The sequence below is a fragment of the Yinghuangia sp. ASG 101 genome (genome assembly GCF_021165735.1).
In the GTDB taxonomy this organism is placed as follows: domain Bacteria; phylum Actinomycetota; class Actinomycetes; order Streptomycetales; family Streptomycetaceae; genus Yinghuangia.
On record NZ_CP088911.1, the window covers coordinates 8,315,646 to 8,330,841 of the forward strand.

15 protein-coding genes and 2 pseudogenes are annotated in these 15,196 nt (G+C 70.7%); 11 read left to right on the forward strand and 6 right to left on the reverse strand.

What is annotated here, in order from left to right; all coding sequences use genetic code 11:
* Window positions 1-704: 704 nt before the first annotated feature.
* The 6 genes from LO772_RS35605 to LO772_RS35630 all read left to right on the forward strand — a co-directional run bounded on the left by LO772_RS35605 (window position 705) and on the right by LO772_RS35630 (window position 7,619).
* Window positions 705-1,313 carry an ATP-binding protein gene (locus LO772_RS35605; protein WP_231776175.1) on the forward strand — a complete coding sequence of 203 codons (609 nt, stop codon included), beginning with the start codon at window positions 705-707 and terminating at the stop codon, window positions 1,311-1,313.
* Between the two features lie 255 nt (window positions 1,314-1,568).
* Window positions 1,569-2,819, forward strand: a complete 1,251-nt coding sequence (locus LO772_RS35610) for a DUF1116 domain-containing protein (RefSeq protein WP_231776176.1) — start codon at window positions 1,569-1,571, stop codon at window positions 2,817-2,819.
* Window positions 2,820-2,906: 87 nt separating this feature from the next.
* The gene (locus tag LO772_RS35615) at window positions 2,907-4,259 is read left to right on the forward strand and encodes a glutamine synthetase family protein (protein ID WP_231776177.1); all 1,353 of its coding nucleotides are present in this window, start codon (window positions 2,907-2,909) and stop codon (window positions 4,257-4,259) included.
* Window positions 4,256-4,954, forward strand: a complete 699-nt coding sequence (locus LO772_RS35620; protein WP_231776178.1) for a gamma-glutamyl-gamma-aminobutyrate hydrolase family protein — start codon at window positions 4,256-4,258, stop codon at window positions 4,952-4,954. Before LO772_RS35615 ends, LO772_RS35620 begins: the two co-directional genes overlap by 4 nt.
* Complete coding sequence (locus LO772_RS35625) at window positions 4,951-6,546, forward strand: purine-cytosine permease family protein (RefSeq protein WP_231776179.1); 1,596 nt, start codon at window positions 4,951-4,953, stop codon at window positions 6,544-6,546. Before LO772_RS35620 ends, LO772_RS35625 begins: the two co-directional genes overlap by 4 nt.
* 41 nt (window positions 6,547-6,587) lie before the next feature.
* Window positions 6,588-7,619 (forward strand): LacI family DNA-binding transcriptional regulator, encoded by a 1,032-nt coding sequence (locus LO772_RS35630; RefSeq protein ID WP_231776180.1) that lies wholly within the window; start codon window positions 6,588-6,590, stop codon window positions 7,617-7,619.
* Window positions 7,620-7,693: 74 nt separating this feature from the next.
* On the opposite strand, the gene LO772_RS35635 is transcribed toward LO772_RS35630, so the two are convergent.
* Window positions 7,694-7,873 (reverse strand): hypothetical protein, encoded by a 180-nt coding sequence (locus LO772_RS35635; protein ID WP_231779845.1) that lies wholly within the window; start codon window positions 7,871-7,873, stop codon window positions 7,694-7,696.
* Between LO772_RS35635 and LO772_RS35640 the strand changes: the two genes are divergently transcribed.
* The 4 genes from LO772_RS35640 to LO772_RS35655 all read left to right on the forward strand — a co-directional run bounded on the left by LO772_RS35640 (window position 7,814) and on the right by LO772_RS35655 (window position 11,400).
* Window positions 7,814-8,437 (forward strand): flavodoxin family protein, encoded by a 624-nt coding sequence (locus LO772_RS35640; protein WP_231779827.1) that lies wholly within the window; start codon window positions 7,814-7,816, stop codon window positions 8,435-8,437. The two genes, LO772_RS35635 and LO772_RS35640, sit on opposite strands and share 60 nt — an antisense overlap.
* Window positions 8,438-9,714: 1,277 nt before the next feature.
* The gene (locus LO772_RS35645; RefSeq protein WP_231776181.1) at window positions 9,715-9,927 is read left to right on the forward strand and encodes a hypothetical protein; all 213 of its coding nucleotides are present in this window, start codon (window positions 9,715-9,717) and stop codon (window positions 9,925-9,927) included.
* A complete protein-coding gene (locus LO772_RS35650; RefSeq protein ID WP_231776182.1) occupies window positions 9,924-10,826 on the forward strand; it encodes a hypothetical protein in 903 nt (300 codons plus the stop codon). The genes LO772_RS35645 and LO772_RS35650 overlap by 4 nt, the downstream gene beginning before the upstream one ends.
* Window positions 10,827-10,962: 136 nt before the next feature.
* Window positions 10,963-11,400, forward strand: a complete 438-nt coding sequence (locus LO772_RS35655) for a hypothetical protein (RefSeq protein WP_231776183.1) — start codon at window positions 10,963-10,965, stop codon at window positions 11,398-11,400.
* 606 nt (window positions 11,401-12,006) lie between these two features.
* Here the strand turns inward: LO772_RS35655 and LO772_RS35660 are convergent.
* Window positions 12,007-12,456, reverse strand: a complete 450-nt coding sequence (locus tag LO772_RS35660; RefSeq protein ID WP_231776184.1) for a DUF4328 domain-containing protein — start codon at window positions 12,454-12,456, stop codon at window positions 12,007-12,009.
* Window positions 12,457-12,892: 436 nt separating this feature from the next.
* Here LO772_RS35660 and LO772_RS35665 point away from each other — a divergent pair, with 436 nt between their 5' ends.
* Window positions 12,893-13,048: a hypothetical protein gene (locus LO772_RS35665; RefSeq protein WP_231776185.1), complete on the forward strand. Its 156-nt coding sequence runs from the start codon at window positions 12,893-12,895 to the stop codon at window positions 13,046-13,048.
* Window positions 13,049-13,149: 101 nt separating this feature from the next.
* Here the strand turns inward: LO772_RS35665 and LO772_RS35670 are convergent, their stop codons facing one another.
* The 4 genes and pseudogenes from LO772_RS35670 to LO772_RS35685 form a co-directional block, all read right to left on the reverse strand.
* A complete protein-coding gene (locus LO772_RS35670) occupies window positions 13,150-13,443 on the reverse strand; it encodes a hypothetical protein (protein WP_231776186.1) in 294 nt (97 codons plus the stop codon).
* 134 nt (window positions 13,444-13,577) lie between these two features.
* Window positions 13,578-13,798 (reverse strand): annotated as a pseudogene (locus LO772_RS35675) (IS5 family transposase); the annotation flags it as partial.
* A gap of 213 nt (window positions 13,799-14,011) precedes the next feature.
* Entirely contained in the window at window positions 14,012-14,350 is a 339-nt protein-coding gene (locus LO772_RS35680; protein WP_231776187.1) for a hypothetical protein, read from the reverse strand.
* A pseudogene (locus tag LO772_RS35685) lies at window positions 14,347-15,194 on the reverse strand (IS5 family transposase). The gene LO772_RS35680 and the pseudogene LO772_RS35685 overlap by 4 nt, the downstream one beginning before the upstream one ends.
* Window positions 15,195-15,196 lie beyond the last annotated feature (2 nt).

Below are 15,196 nucleotides of genomic sequence, written 5' to 3' on the forward strand. Positions count from 1 at the left end.
GCCCGTCCCGCGGCGCGCGGCGGCCGGTCGCACCGCCGCGCGCAGGCGGCTTCGGCGCCTTGGTCACCGGCCCCGGCGAGGCCGAGGCACGCGGCGTCGTGATGTTCCGCTCGCGATCGGCCGCCGCGTCATCGCCGCGGACCTCCCCGGGGCCACCACGCGCGAGGCCGCCCGACGCGCCGCGGAGCACCGCCGCGCCGGCCGGTGCGCATCCCGGCTCCGCGACGTGCGCACCGCGCCGGCCGTGCGGTGGGTGCCGCCGCCCGCTGCCGGTCACCGCCCCGAGGCGTCCGAGCGGACCGGGCGCGGCGGTGGTCGGCGGCGGACGAGCGTACGCGGCAGGCCGCTCCGTCATCCCGTGACCATCGGCGATCGCCGACTACGTTCCGAATTCTTTGCGGGTCGCCCGGAACATATTTCGGTGAACTCTTGACATCCGGTGGCGAGGCTGGACACGATGATCGTGCCAAAGCGCTTTTGCACAACGCTCCCCTCCGGGTACCGCACGGGCATCCGACGGGACCCCGGAGGGGAGGCGAAATTCGTCGCGACATCGGCCGGGAGGCGTTGCCGCATCTGCCAATTCGGGGGTGCGATACGAGGCGCCGGGAACGGGACGACCCCGTTGTCGGGTGGGAATCGACGAAACGACGCGTTTCCCACGGTCAAGCGCGTTGATCGCAATCAGCACCGGAGGAAAGACTGTGTCCCACCGGAATTCGTGCGATCCCATGGCCTCCTCGATCGGCGCCCGCGGACGGACCCGGCGCCGTACCCAGGAACCGCCGTGCCTCGGGGCCGCCTCGCCCGCGAAGGCCGAACGCCCCTCGGCGCGGCGGCCGGGGCCCCCGCTTCGGGGCGGGCCGGGCCGTGCGGACGCGCCGTGCGGCGGTCCGGCCCGCGAGGCGCGCTCCGCAGCGGTCGAGTGGGAGCTGCCGCGCGACCCCGCCGCCGCGGCCATCGCCCGGCGGCGTCTCGGGGATCACCTGGCTGAACTGGGCGTTTCCGAGTTGATCGACGACGGCCGGCTGCTCGTCAGCGAACTCGTGGCCAACGCTTTGGAACACGCGACGGGTGCGATCTCGCTGCGGATTCTCAGGAGCGACGAGGGAGCGCACTGCGAAGTCGTCGACGGCGGCCCGTACCGGCACGCGCCCCCCGGACAGGCGCCGCCCGCCGGGCCGCGGCACGCGGCGGAGGACGCGTCCGAATCCGGACGCGGCCTGCTGCTGGTCGCCGCTCTCGCCGCCGCGTGGGGAATCGAGCCCCGGGGCGCCGGAAAGGCCGTCTGGTTCGACCTGCGCTCCGGATGACCCCCGGCGCTCCGCGGGAAAACCGGTCCGCGCGGCGCCGCCGGCCGCGAAAGCCCCGACACGACCGTGCCCGGCCGCGTGCACCGGGCTCCCCGGAAACTTCCGCAGGAATTCCGGAAACAGAAACAGGAGTCTTGACGAACACGCCGGGCCGCGCACATCATCGACGCCTGCCAAAACGCTTTACCAAAGTGGTCGGAAAACCGCGGAAGACACCCGCCCGGCGCGGCCCGCGGAATAACCTTCGGAGAATCAGTGACAGTATCGGAAAACCCCGCGGACACCCGGTGCTCCAACGACCGGGCACTGCAAAGGCTGTACACGGCCGACCCCGTGCTCGTCGACGTGCGCCCCGCCATCGAGGCCCTCCCCGGAATGACCCGGGACACCGTCCTGGTCTCCGGCCCCCCGCTGCCGTGGAGCGAGTACACCGGTGGCCAGCGCCGGGCCATTCTCGGCGGCGTGGTGCACGAAGGCCTCGCCGCGGACAGCGACGAGGCCGAACTCCTCCTGTCGAGGGGGGTCGTCCGCGTGGACGGCTGCCACGACTTCGGCTGCGTCGGCTCCGTGGCCGGCATCACGACCGCGTCCATGCCCGTGCTCGTGGTCGAGGACGCCGAGTCGGGCCACCGCGGCCACTGCACGCTGTTCGAGGGCGAGACGCGCGGGCGGCTCAATTACGGTGTCTTCGACCCGGCTGTGGATGCCAACCTGCGCTATCTCGCGGAGGTGATCCGCCCGCTGCTGGCCGCGGTCGTGCGCGCCTCGGGCGGAATCCCTCTCAAGCCGATCATGGAGCGGGCGCTGCGGCAGGGCGACGAACTCCACAGCCGTACCGCGGCGAGTTCCCTGCTCTTCCTCCGGCAGATCGCGCCGGCGCTGCTCGACCTCCCGCCCGCCGACGCCCGCGTGCTGATGGCCTACCTCACCGCGGGGGACTACTTCTTCCTGCGCCCGGCGATGGCCGCGAGCAAGTCCATGGCGGACCGCATGTCCGGCGTCCGGGGCTCCACCGTGGTGACGGCGATGGCGTTCTCCTGCAAGGAGTTCGGAATCCGCGTGGCGGGGCTGGGAAACCGCTGGATCCGCGGCCCCTTGCCAAACGTGGAGACCAGCCACTTCTTCCCCGGCTTCACACGGGACGACATCGAAGTGATGGGCGGCGAGAGCGTCATCACCGAGGTCTGCGGGCTCGGTGCGTTCGCCCAGGCGAACGCCCTCTCGTTGCAGGCGTACCACGGCGGCTCGGCGGACAGCATGATCGACCGCAACCTGCAGATGTACGAGATCACCGCGGGCGAACACCCCTCGTTCACCCTCCCGGTGTTCGGGTACCGCGGCAGCCCGGCGGGAATCGACGTCGCCAAGGTCGCCGAGACCGGGATCACGCCCGCCATGAACGTGGCACTCGCCGCGAAGAGCGGCGGCCAGATCGGCGCCGGATCGTTCCGCGCACCGCTGGCACCCTTCGCCCGCGCCGCCGAACTGCTTGCCGCTTCCTCGTGAACTGAGCCCGCTTTCCCCGTCATTCCGACCGATGCCTCCGGCGCGACGCCGCGGCCGGGCCGGTCCCCATCCCCAAGGAGAACCACCGTGGACACGGTGTACACGATGACCGCAGAACACACCACGCTCGCCCGGAGCCTGTCCGAGCGGGGGGTGAAGTACGCGCTGGCCGCGTGGATCGACGTGCTCGGCCGCGCGAAGTCCAAGGTCGTCCCGGTCGACCACCTCCCGAACCTGATCGCCGGTTCCGAGCGCTACACCCCGCGGGGGATGGGCGGCCTCGGCCGTATGAACCCCGTCGAGGACGAGAGCGTCGGGCTTCCCGACCCGTCGACCCTGAAGATCCTGCCGTGGGACCGCCGCGTCGCCTGGATGGTGGCCGACCTGCGCCAGGGAGGCACCACGCCGTTCGCCCTCTGTCCGCGGTCCGTGCTCAAGCGGCAGGTCGCGGTCGCCGAGAGCATGGGCTTCGTCGCACAACTCGGCGTCGAACCCGAGTTCTACGTCTTCAAGCCCGAGTCCTTGTCCGGCGACCGGCTGATCCCCATGGCCCTCAGCGAGGAGATCCAGCCGTCTCCCGCCTACGACGTCCAGTCCGCGCTCGACTCGATGCCGTTCCTCGACCGGGTCGCCGACTACATGCGGGAACTGGACTTCGGACTCTTCTCGTTCGACGCCGAAGGCGGCGAGGGCCAGTACGAGTTCGACTTCGCCCACGCGCCGCTCGTGGAAACCGCGGACCGCATGACCCTCTTCCGGCTCCTCGTGCGACAGGCAGCCGCGGAATGCGGCCTCCTGGCCACCTTCATGCCCAAGCCGACCGCCGAACTGTGGGGATCCGGCGCCCACTTCAACATGAGCCTGGAGGACCAGGACGGCGAAAACCTCTTCCGCACCGACGGCACCGGGCCCGAAAGCTGGTCGAAGCTGGCCTATCAGTTCACCGCCGGCGTCCTGGAACACGCCCCGGCACTGACCGCGCTCGCCAACCCCACGACCAACTCCTACCGCCGCCTGGTGGACAGCCTCGCCGACGGCCAGGTGTCCTGGGCCCCCACAAAGATCAGCTACGGGTTCAACAACCGGTCGTGCATGCTGCGTCTGCCCGCCAACCGGCCCGCGATCGAGAACCGCGCCGTGGACAGCGCGGCCAACACGTACCTGGTGGCCGCCTTCATGCTGGCCGCCGGACTCGACGGCATCCGGCGCGGACTCGACCCTGGGGACGCCCGCGACGACATCGCGTACATGGCCGGAATCCCGACGCTGCCGCGCACACTCGCGGACGCCGTGGAGGCCTTTGAGCAAGACCCGCTGACCCACGAGGTGTTCCACGACGACTTCATCCGCGACTACAGCGAGATGAAGCGCTCCGAGTGGCTGCGCGATCACCTCGAGGTCACCGACTCGGAACGCCGCGCCTACCTGCTGAACCTGTGACGACCGTCGGCATCACCGCGGGGGCGACGCGGTCACAGTTCGCCGTCTCACGCCACTTCGTGGACGCGGTCCTGGAGGCCGGCGGGACACCGGTCCTGGTGCCGACGTCCCACGGCCACCACCGTGCCCTGCTGCGCACGGTCGCGTCGGTCGACGCGCTGCTGGTCAGCAGCGGCGGCGACATCGGCCCGAGCCTGTACGGCGCCGCGACCGAGGCCACCTTGGACTCGGTCGACCTCGCCCGCGACTCCCTGGAGATCCTCGCCGTCCGTACGGCGATCGCGCAGGGGATACGCGTCCTCGGGGTCTGCCGGGGAGCGGAGCTCATGGCGGTGGCCACCGGAGGCACGCTCGTCCAGGACCTCCCCGCTCACGGATTCCCGCCGCATCTGGCGACGGGCCACGACCGCGAAACCGCCCAGCTCACGCATTCCGTGAAAGTCGATCCCGACAGTCTGGCGCACCGGGTCATCGGAAAATGCGATGCCGTGAACTCACATCATCACCAGGCCATATCCCATCCCGGAAAAATCCTCGTGCCCTCGGCATGGAGCGAGGACGGGGTCATCGAAGCCGTGGAGGCGGAAAGAATGCTCGGCGTACAGTGGCATCCCGAGATCATGCACGCACACAGTGGAGAGCACCTGGGAGTTTTCCAATGGCTGGTCTCCGGTGACAGAGGACTGGAACGGTGAAGCCACGCACCGGCGCTCGGCGGGCCGACACAGCACAGGACGCCCCACCTGACGACCGCGCCGGGCGCGGGGCCCTCAGCATCGAACAATGGGGCATCGACGCGATTCCGGAAGACGAACAGAATTCCCATCCCCGCAATCTGTTCACCATTCTCTCGGGCGGCAGCCTCACGTTCAGCGTCATCATCATCGGCTGGTTCCCCATCAGTTTCGGCCTGAGCTTCTGGCAGGCCGCCACGGCGGTGATCGCCGGATCGGCCGTCGGTGCCGCGCTGCTGGCGCCCATGGGTCTCATGGGTCCGCGCACCGGCACCAACAACCCCGTCTCCAGCGGGGCGTACTTCGGGGTCGCGGGCCGGCTCATAGGATCGCTCCTCGAAGCGACCGCGTCGCTCGCGTTCGCGGCACTCAGCATCTGGACCGGCGGCGACGCCCTGGCGGGCGCGCTCTCGGCGTTCTTCGGGATCGAAGACTCCACGGTCCCGCGGCTCGTCGCTTACGGGGTGCTCAGCGTGATCGTGGCCCTCGTCTCCGTACTCGGGCACAGCTGCATGGTCGCCGCGCAGCGCTTCATGATCCCGACCGCGGGGCTGTGCCTCGTCGTCGGCCTCTTCGTGTACGGCGGCGACTTCGACGCCTCGTACGCGGGCACCCACCATGACGAGTTCGGATCCGCGCCGGCCACCTGGCTGGTCTCGGCGGTGCTGTGCGCCTCGACGGTCGCGTCCTACGGCGCGTACGCGGGAGACTGGACCCGCCACATCTCCCGGAAGCTGCATGCCGACAAGTCGATCGCGCGGGCGTTGTTCCTCGGCGGGCTCTTCGGCATGGGAGGCCCCTTCATGTGGGGGACGTTCGCCTCCGCGGCCACCGTCTCGGGAGGGCACGCCGAGACGGACACGCCGTTCGTGCTGGCGCTGGTCGACGGTGCGCCGCTGTGGTTCGTCCCCGCGCTCATCTACCTCGGCCTGGCGTCCGGCACCGCCCAGGCGGTGATCAACACGTACGGCACCGGCCTCGACACCTCCGCCATCGTGCCGCACCTGAACCGGATCCAGGCCACGCTGGTGGCCTGCGTGTGCTCGACGGCGCTCGTGTACATCGGGTTCGCGAGCGACGCGGTGAACTCCGCCGTGGGCGTCTTCCTGCAACTGCTGGCGTCCTTCACGGTCCCGTGGATCGTGATCGTCATCATCGGCCACTTCCGCCGCGGCGGCTTCTACGACCGCGACGCCCTCCAGGTGTTCAACCGCGGTCAGAGGGGCGGCATCTACTGGTTCTGGCACGGCTTCAACCTCCGGGGCCTGCTCACCTGGGCCGTCGCGGTCACCTCCGGTCTGCTCTTCGCCGGCAACACCTGGTTCGTGGGCCCGGGCGCGGGGCTGGTGGACGGCGCGGACATCGGGTTCCTCACCGCGGGCGCCACGGCGGCGGCCGTCTACCCGCTCGTGCTCCGCATCTGGCCCGAGCCCGCGGCGATGTGCGGTCCGGGAGCCGCCGGCCCGGCGGTGACCCCACCGGCGATCGGGCCCGCGTACGTCGGCGGGAGCGGACCGCCCCACCCCGGCGCCCACGACGGCGAGCGCACGTAGGATGACTGCTCAGCGCACTTGTCGTCCGGCCCGAGGGAAACGTGCCCACCACCATCCACGACGTCGCCGACGCGGCCGGGGTGTCCATCACCACGGTCTCCCACGTGTTGAGCGGACGCGGTCGCGTATCCCAGAAGACGCGGGACCTGGTGCTTCGGAAGGCGAACGAGCTCGGGTACCGCGCGAATGTCCACGCCCAGCAACTGGTCACCCGCAGGAGCCGTACGCTCGCGGTCCAGATCGCGAACTCGGTCGAGCCCACCAGCGCCAACGCCCTGGTGCCGAACTCCGAGTACTTCCTCGAAGTCCTCAACGGAGCGATGGACGCCGCCGCCGCGCGTTCGTACGCCCTGATCCTGGTGCCGCCGGACGTCGCCGTCGTCAACCTGCGCGAGTTCGCGGTGGACGGCCTGATCCTCGTCGACCCGCTCGGCAACGAGTCGGTGTTCTCCGACGCGTGGGACAGCCGCACCCCCGTCGTGACGACAGGCCGCCCGCTGGACGGGCGCTGCCGCGTCGACGCGGTCGTGGACAACGACCTGTCGGGTGCGGCGATGCTGATGCTGGACCACCTGCGCGCGCAGGGCTACCGCCGGCCGGCGCTGATCACCACGGAACCCGTGCGCTCCTACACCGCGGACATCCTCGCGGGGTACCGGGCGTGGGCGGCCTCCCGCGGAGGAGAGGCCGTCGTGGTCACTGTGGACGAGCGGCCCAGCCGCGAGGACGCGGGGCAGGCACTCCAGACCCTGCTGCAACGCGACGACCCGCCCGATGTGATCTTCACCAGCTCGGAGCACCTGGCGGTCGGCGTCCTCCAGGCCGCTCAGCGCCACGGCCTCCGGGTGCCCGAGGACCTGGGGATCTGCAGCGCGGTCGACAGCGGCCTGCTCCAGCTCATCACGCCGCAGGTGACCGGGATGTTCGTGCATCCCCGCCAGGTCGGCCGCGAGGCGGCGAAGGCGCTGGTGGACCTCATCGAGGGGTCCGGCGCCGCCGCCTCGATCGAGGTGCCCGTGCGCCTGAACATGCGGACGTCCACGAACCTCGCGGCGGGCGCGGCCGGGACCTGACGCCGGCGGACCGGCTCGGACTCGACACCGCCGACTTCGGCCTTGACAACACCTCGGGTACTCGGCAACCGTTGTCAACGGTTGCCAAAGCGCTTTTGCTCATCTGCGATCGACACGCGAAGAACCAGGAAGAGGACGCAATGAAAGTACTGGCGATTCTGGGAAGCGCCCGGCGGGACGGAAACTCGCGAACGCTGGCCGACGCCGCCGTGCGAGGCGCCCGAAAAGCCGGCCACGACGTCGAAACCGTGCATCTCTCCGACTACATCGAGGGAATGCTCGGAGACTGCCGGCAATGCCGCCTGGCCGACGGCAGTTGCGGAATCAAGGACAACTACGAGGACCTTCTCGTGAACCGTGTGGTGGAGGCCGACGCGCTCATCATCGCCACGCCGTTGTACTGGTACGGGATGTCCGGGCGGCTCAAGACGTTCTTCGACCGCTTTTTCTGCTACACCTCGAACAGTTCCCCGCACCAGGACGCCGTGACCAAGGGCCTGACGAACAAGCGCGTCGCCGTGGTCGTCTCCTGTGAGGAGAGCTACCGCGGCGCCACCGTCGGGCTGGTGACCCAGTTCCAGGAGATCACGCGCTACCTGCACCAGGAACTGGTCGGCGTCGTCATCGGTGTCGGGAACAGCCGCGGGGAGGTCGCGTCCGACCCGGGCCGCCCCCTCGACGCGGCGGAAGACCTCGGCCGCCGCCTCTTCGACATCCGCGTCACGGACTACCGGATCGACACACCGCGGTCCAACCGCGTCTGGGCCACATCTCCCGCCGCTGCCGGTGCCCACGCGGACGACGCGGACGACGCCTAGGTTCTGATCCGGGCTCGGAGCTGGATGAAGAGTGCTGCGATGGTGACGGTGTCGAGGCAGACGTCGGCGTGGTTGCCGTGGCGGGGGCGGCGGCCTGGTGGTTCGCGAGTCGGTTCTCGGTGCGATCGACGACGGTGCGGATGCGGCAGCGGCCGGGGGCGAAGCCGGTGCGTCGGCCGCCGCGGGGTCCGCGGCGGCGCCGGTTCCCGCGGTGGTTCCCGGGGTTTCGGGGCGGTGGGCGGGGTTCCGCGGTGCCGCGGGGGGTCTCGGTCGTGGTGGGAGCCGCACGCCGTGTCCGCGGCCACGTTCGCGGGCCGGGCGCGGGGTCCGCCCGGTCCGGTCCTGGGGAGCCCTGATCCCGGCCGTGACCGCTTCGAACCGCGGGGCGCCGCCGCGCGGGCCGGGGCACAGGACGAGCGGGAGCGCGCGGCAGCGCCGTCCGCGACACGGTGGATCCCGGTCGTGACCCCGCCCCGGGAACGGCCGAGCCACTCACCTCCCACGGCACCTCCACGAGCCGGTCCGCCTGACCGGACCGCATCCGCTCGTCCCGGTTCGCGCCCGTCCCGGCCCCGTCATGGACGGGCGGTGACGAGCGCGGGGCGCCGGCGGCGCGGTGACGGGCACGGGCGGTCGTGGCGTGGTGCCGGGGTACCTGTTCGCCACGGCCGGTCGGCTGTCGGCGGTCGTCGGTTTCGGCACTTGCGCCGTCGGCGGCCCCGTCTGCGGCCTCGTCGTGGGCTGGACCTGCTTCATCGGGGAGGAACGGCAGGTCTTCCGGTGGGCTGCGGGCCTCGCGGACGACGCCTGGCGACGGGTGCGCGGCTGGGTCGTCGGGGAAGTCGCTCGTTTCCCTGGCCGGTCAGCGCGGCCCTGAGCGCGAAGGGTTCCACGAGCGGGTCCTGGTCCAGGTCCTCGGTGATCCGGGCGTGCGGTGACCCGGGCGGATCGCCCGGGTGATGGCGAACCACCCGGAGGGGGTGAGCGCGGAAGAGTTCGCGGCCGAAACCGGGTGCGGTCGTGCGCGCCAGGGAGCCGGTGCGTGCCCAGCGCGGTCCGGTTCATCCTCATATCCCCGTGTGTCGTCCTGGTTTATCGCCCTCTTGTCCGCGGCGCTGTCCAGGCGGTTTTGCCGCGCACCGGGCGCGTATCTGTGCCGGCGCGGTGCGCACCTGTCCCCGTGGGGGCGTTCCCGGGGTATCGGGTGCGCGGGTACGGGTCGGGTGCGGGTGTACCCGGAGGCAGGGAGCGGGGCGGGTGTACCGGTTCCGGCGCCGGTGCGCACCTCGCTCGGTTGGCAGGACCACGTCCTCGTCCCGCTCGGCTACGACGTCCACCCGATGCCGGAGATCGCCGCGTTCCAAGGCGGCAACAAGGGCTGCACCTTCACCGCCGACCAGCGCGCCCACTACCTGCGCACCCTCGACAACCGCGACCGCTTCCCCCGCCGGCCAGGCCTTGCGCGAGCACCCGGGGGTTCCTGCTGGTGAAGTGTTTCTTCTTTCTCGCGCTGATGCGCCCTGCCGACCCGGCCGCGCGTCCGGGCAAGCACCTCAAGTGGCAGTACCGCCGGGCCCTGTTCACCGAAGGACTGGCCCCGTATGAGTCGACCCGCACGATCGACACCGCGGCCTTCCCCACCCTGGCCGACTTCACCGCCCGACTTACCCAGGCCCCCCCGGCGGTCCGTGACCGCGACTACCTCCTGGACCGCCACGGCGTCGTCTTCAAGGTCATCGGCGACGTCCACCCCGACAGCCACGACCTCGGCTACGTCAAATACCACCCCGACCCCAAAGGCGACCGCAGGCTCTTCGGCGACCGGTGTCGGCAGAACACCATCGTCGCCAAAAGCTTCGGGATCCTCGCCGACCGGCCCGAGCGGTACCTCTACTCACCTGTCCTCGGCTGCGTCATCACCGGCCTGCCGCGCCAGGACATCACCCGCCACTACTCCGCCCGCCAGGCGCTGCGCCTCCTCCACCACGACCGCCGCCTGGCCGGACCCACCCGGTCAGCCGCGACCTTCTCGCGATCGTCGACCGCATCACAAAGACCGGGCACGCGGAACTGTTCGGTGTCACCGGCTCGTTCCTCGTCGGCTGCTGCAACGCCCGCTCCGACATCGACCTCGTCTGCTACGGAACCGCCGGATACGACGCCGCCCGCCGCCTGTTCAAGAAACAAGCGCCTGATCCGCCCGTACGCGGGTGACGACCTCATGCGTCTGTACCTGCGGCGCGCCGAGTACCCGGAAGGCAGCGCCTTCGACGCGCTGATCCGCCAGGAGCGGCGGGCGCAGCCCCGATCGTCACGCCCCGGCGGCCTGGATGTGCAGGTCCGGTCCCAATCGCCTCGGCGCGGCCCCTGGACTTCCGGGGGGTTCTAACGTTGTGGAACCGCGATTCATGGGGGGAACCATGTCGTCAGGAAATCCACCACCGCCGCCGCCGTACGGGCCGCCGCCCGGCTCCGGTCACCCGCCGCGGGCCCCTTGGTGGCCGCCTTCGCCGCCCTCGGCGTCGATGTCGCCGGCACGGCAGCGGCTGATGTACCGCGTCTACCGGGGTCTGCTGGTGTCCGTCGTGCTCCTGCTCCTCGCGTCGGGAGTCCTCGCCGTCGTGGCGGTCGTGCGGGGCGATGACGAGGACGACGGGCCTCGCCAGGAGGTCCGCTGGGCGGTCCCGGCACTCAGCGACGCGGACTTCGCCCGAGCGGTGCGGGAGCATTACCTCGCGTCCGGCCGGCGCGAACTCACCGTGCTGGCGACGATGTCCGACGCGGAGATCGCAGCCGAGGGCCGTACCGCGTGCGAGCGGAAGATCGCCGATGACGACGTGGACTCGGTGAGGGATCTGTGGAACCGGCGGGGTGGGGACGACGTCCGCACGTGGGAGCAATACGTGACGATCGTCGACCGTGCCGGGGCGCTGATGTGCCCGTACTACGACGTGCCCGACTGACGAGAACACCGAAGGGGACGCGAACAGCCGTGCCGCCGCGCCCCCTTGGCGGTGTCGCTTGGGAGACGGCTGGGCGGATGGTGTGTGAGGGACTGGTGCGTGCGGCGTATACGCGGACGCACGTCGACAGTCGCGAGCGGTGGTCTGCCGTCGAGGGCGACCATCTGGCGGGGCACGTGAACGGTTGGCGTGGCGCGGCCGTGGACGGCCACCTGTTCCTGACAACGGGCACGCACACCGGTTTCGTCCCGCTGACGATCGAGACCCACGAGCACGAGCCCGACGTCGACGACCGGTGGGAGGAGGCGGTCGAGGCGCCGTTCACGCCGCGGTCGCGGACAGTGCGGGCTGTCGCGGTGGGGCGACGCGGACGCGCGGTCCGACGCATCGCTCACCGGCCCTCCAGCGGGCAGCCCTTGGCTCGCCACCGCGGCGGCTCGTGCCGCCGGCAGGTAGGGCAGCGAGCTTTACGGGACTTGTGCGCGACTGAGATCCCCTCCGGTGTGCACCTGTTCACCGCCCTTGCCGAGGACGTCACCGCGTTCGCCGCCCTCGACGGCCCCGGCATCCGGCCGCCGGTCCCGTCGGGCGTGTACGCCACGCCGACTACGGCAGTGGCGGCGGTGGAGTATCCGGCCGCGTCCCCCGGGCTGTCGCCTGGGCTTCGCGGACGCGCTTGACCAGCATCAGCGCCAGGATCCCGGCAGGCACCAGGAGCGCGTAGGCGACCCCGGTCAACCGGTCGCCGGTCTCCCAACCAACGAAGTCCGGGGCATCCGTCAGCCGAGGCATGCCGATGTCCGGACCGCCGTGGCCCCGATGGATCGTTCCCAAGACGTAGCACACCTGCGCGCCGAGGAAGCACAGCCACCAGAAGAAGACGAGCAACTGCCCTTCGGATCGGCGTACTTCGCCGACGTGGGGTTCGGAGCCGCGGACGATGTCCCCGGCGACCCGCAGGGGCATCCACAGGTTCGCCACCGGCACGAACCAGCCCGCGACCGCCCAGTCGGTTGCCCTCCTCGCCGTGGCCGCCGTGGAAAGCAACCCGCTCACCGTGCACGGCTACGGCATGGGCGCCGCGTATGCGGTTCGCCCGTACGTTGACCGGCCGATCGGTGCGGTCGGGGCGTATCTCGACGAGCGGGAAGTCCGTGTACGGGCAGGCCCAGGCGGTGGTGCCCGAGACGTTCAGGGCGTAGCAGCCGAATCGGGATGTGGGCGTTGTCTGACGTCCGGGTGAGTCGGCCCGTGGCGCTCCAGCGGCGGATTCCGTCCGGGGTCTCGTCGAAGTGGCCGCCCCAGATGTGGCCAGCCTCGTCCACGAGCAGGTGCTCCCGACGGAGAACGACGAGGTCGCGCGACCGAGCGCATCGAAGACCTGGACCCGGTTCGCGTCCACGTACCGGCGGGTGCGCGACGCGGCGACCGCGAACCGCCGTCGGGCAGGCGGTCCAGGCGCGGCCAGTGGGCTCGCACGGCGCTCAGCTCGGTGAGTTCGACCGGGCTGCGGAGCGCGTTCGGCAAGCAGCCAGTGGGCGACGCCGAAGACGTCGACGGCACTGGTCAGGACGTGGCGGTCGTGGTGTGGTTCAGGGAGGCGGGCGTAGGGAACGAGGGCGGTCTTCCGCACGGGCCGCTCTCCTGAGCGGGTTGTCGGTCACTGCCCATCGTGATTGCGGTGAGCGGCGGCCGGCGGCGCGCGGGCGGTGGAGAGCGAAGCGGGGCGCCTGGGCACTGTCCCGCGGATCATGCCCCGGGGTCGTGGAACTGGAGGTCGTAGAGGTAGGAGCGGTCGTTTTTGAAGCTGCGCCAGACGGTGGCCGGAGGTTCGGGTCCGTCCGCGCGGCTGCCGACGGGGTGCGCGGTGACGAGGCCGTCAGCGATCTTGCAGTGCCAGCCGTCGGCAGGCGACCAGACGCACCACACGTTTCCGTCCGTTCGGCGGTAGGCGGGACGGCCGTCGTGCTCGCCGTCGCGGTCGAACCGGTAGCGGAGCCCGTCGATGTGGCGCACGAAGGTAAAGGACGCACGTGCTGTCATACCTTCGGCACTGTAGGGGAGACGCTGCCGGGGATGAGGAGTCCCGGGCACAACCAGATGCGGGGCGCAACTCGTGGGCGGAGGCAGAGTCGGACCGCGGCGACGGTGAAGGTGCCGCGGAAGACGCAGGCCTTCCGGCCGTAGCGCGTGGCGATGCCGCGCCGCGGGCTTTGAGTCTGTTGATCAGGCGTTCGACGGTGTTGCGATCGCGGTAGAGGCCGGTGTCGTGGGTGACGGGGCGTCCGCCGCGGCTGCCCTTCTTCCTGCGGTTGGCCGCCTGGTCGGCTTTCACCGGGATGACGGCCTTGATTCCGCGTCTGCGCAGGTAGGCGCGGTTGCCGCGGGAGGAGTAGGCCTAATGGGAAGCGAAGGCCGGCGGTAGCTGGGCTTCCGGGGCGCGAGCCGAGCCTTTGAGTATGCCCGGGCCTGAGTGGGCGGTTCGTGAATTGATGTCCGTTTCAGGGTGAGGTTGGAGCGGGGCTGCTGGTCCCGGGGTTTGTCGGTTGCTGCTTCGTGGTGAAGCTGCCGGTGTCGACCTCGGTGAGGACGCCGAGCTTGACTAGGCGTTTCAGCTTGGCTCGGGTGCCTTCGATGTTCTTCGGGAGGAGTTCGTGGTCGAGTGCTTCGCAGATGTCTCGGGCTCGCAGCGGGCTGTCTGCCTCGTTGCAGACGTTGAGGATGCGGGGGTAGCCGGGGGGTCGGGCAGGTCGGGTGAGGGGCTTCGGGTGGGGATTCGGTCGGCGAGAGCGGTGACGGTCGTGCGGGTGATCGCGAGGTGTTCGAGGTGGGTCTCGGCGGCCCGCAGCCGACTCTGCAAGTCGGCCATCTCGGTGCGGAGTTCGTCGGCCAGCAAACGGGCGGCGTCCTCTTGGACGCCGAGTGCGTCGAGCAGCGGCTCGATGTTCACGCCGGCACCGCCTGCGGTTCGCGCCAGGTGGGGGTGTTCGCGCCGGTGAGGCGGCGGATCATGACGTGGGACATTGCCCAGCGGACGCGTGAGGCGGACGAGGCCGGGAGGTGCTCGTAGTCACGGACCAAACGCCGGTGCAGTATCAGGACCGCGTAGGTCTGCTCGACCCTCCACCGCTTCGGCTGGGGCAGGAACCCCCGGTGGCCGGGGGTGCTTCGACGATCTCGACGTCGATGCCCAGGCCGGCGCCGTGGTTGACGACCTGGTTCTTGAAGCCCTGGTCGACCAGGGCTGTGCGGACGGTGTCGCCGGTGTGCTCGGCGACCTGGTCCAGCAGGGCGGTGCCCGCGGCGTTGTCGTGGGTGTTCGCCGCGACGACGACCACGGCGACGACCAGGCCGAGGACGTCCACGGCCAGGCCGCGCTTGCGGCCGGGCACCTTCTTGGCCGGGTCGTAGCCGGTCGTGGCGGCGGGGACCCCGGCGGCGACGCGGACACTCTGGGTGTCCAGGACCACCAGGGTCGGGTCCTCTAATCGTCGGGCGCGTTCCCGGACCTGGCAGCGCAGGAGTTCGTGGACGACCCGGTCGGTTCCGTCGTCGCGCCAGGCCGCGAAGTAGTAGTACGTCGCGCTCTTGGGCGGAAGGTCGTTCGGGAGGTAGGCCCACTGGCAGCCGGTCCGCCCCTGGTAGAGGATCGCGTTCACGATCTCCCGCATGTCGTAGGCGCCTTGATGACCGCTGACGGAGCGGTGCCGGTCCTTCCACGCGGTGATCACCGGCTCGATCAACGACCATTGCTCGTCCGACAAGTCACTGGGATACGGCTTGCGTTCGCTCACAT

Coding starts and splice junctions, on each gene's coding strand:
- LO772_RS35635 (WP_231779845.1), bottom strand. CDS start 7,873: ATGCACGGTTTCGACGTCGTGGCCGGCTTTTCGGGCGCCTCGCACGGC.
- LO772_RS35655 (WP_231776183.1), top strand. CDS start 10,963: ATGTCGCCGGCACGGCAGCGGCTGATGTACCGCGTCTACCGGGGTCTG.
- LO772_RS35670 (WP_231776186.1), bottom strand. CDS start 13,443: ATGACAGCACGTGCGTCCTTTACCTTCGTGCGCCACATCGACGGGCTC.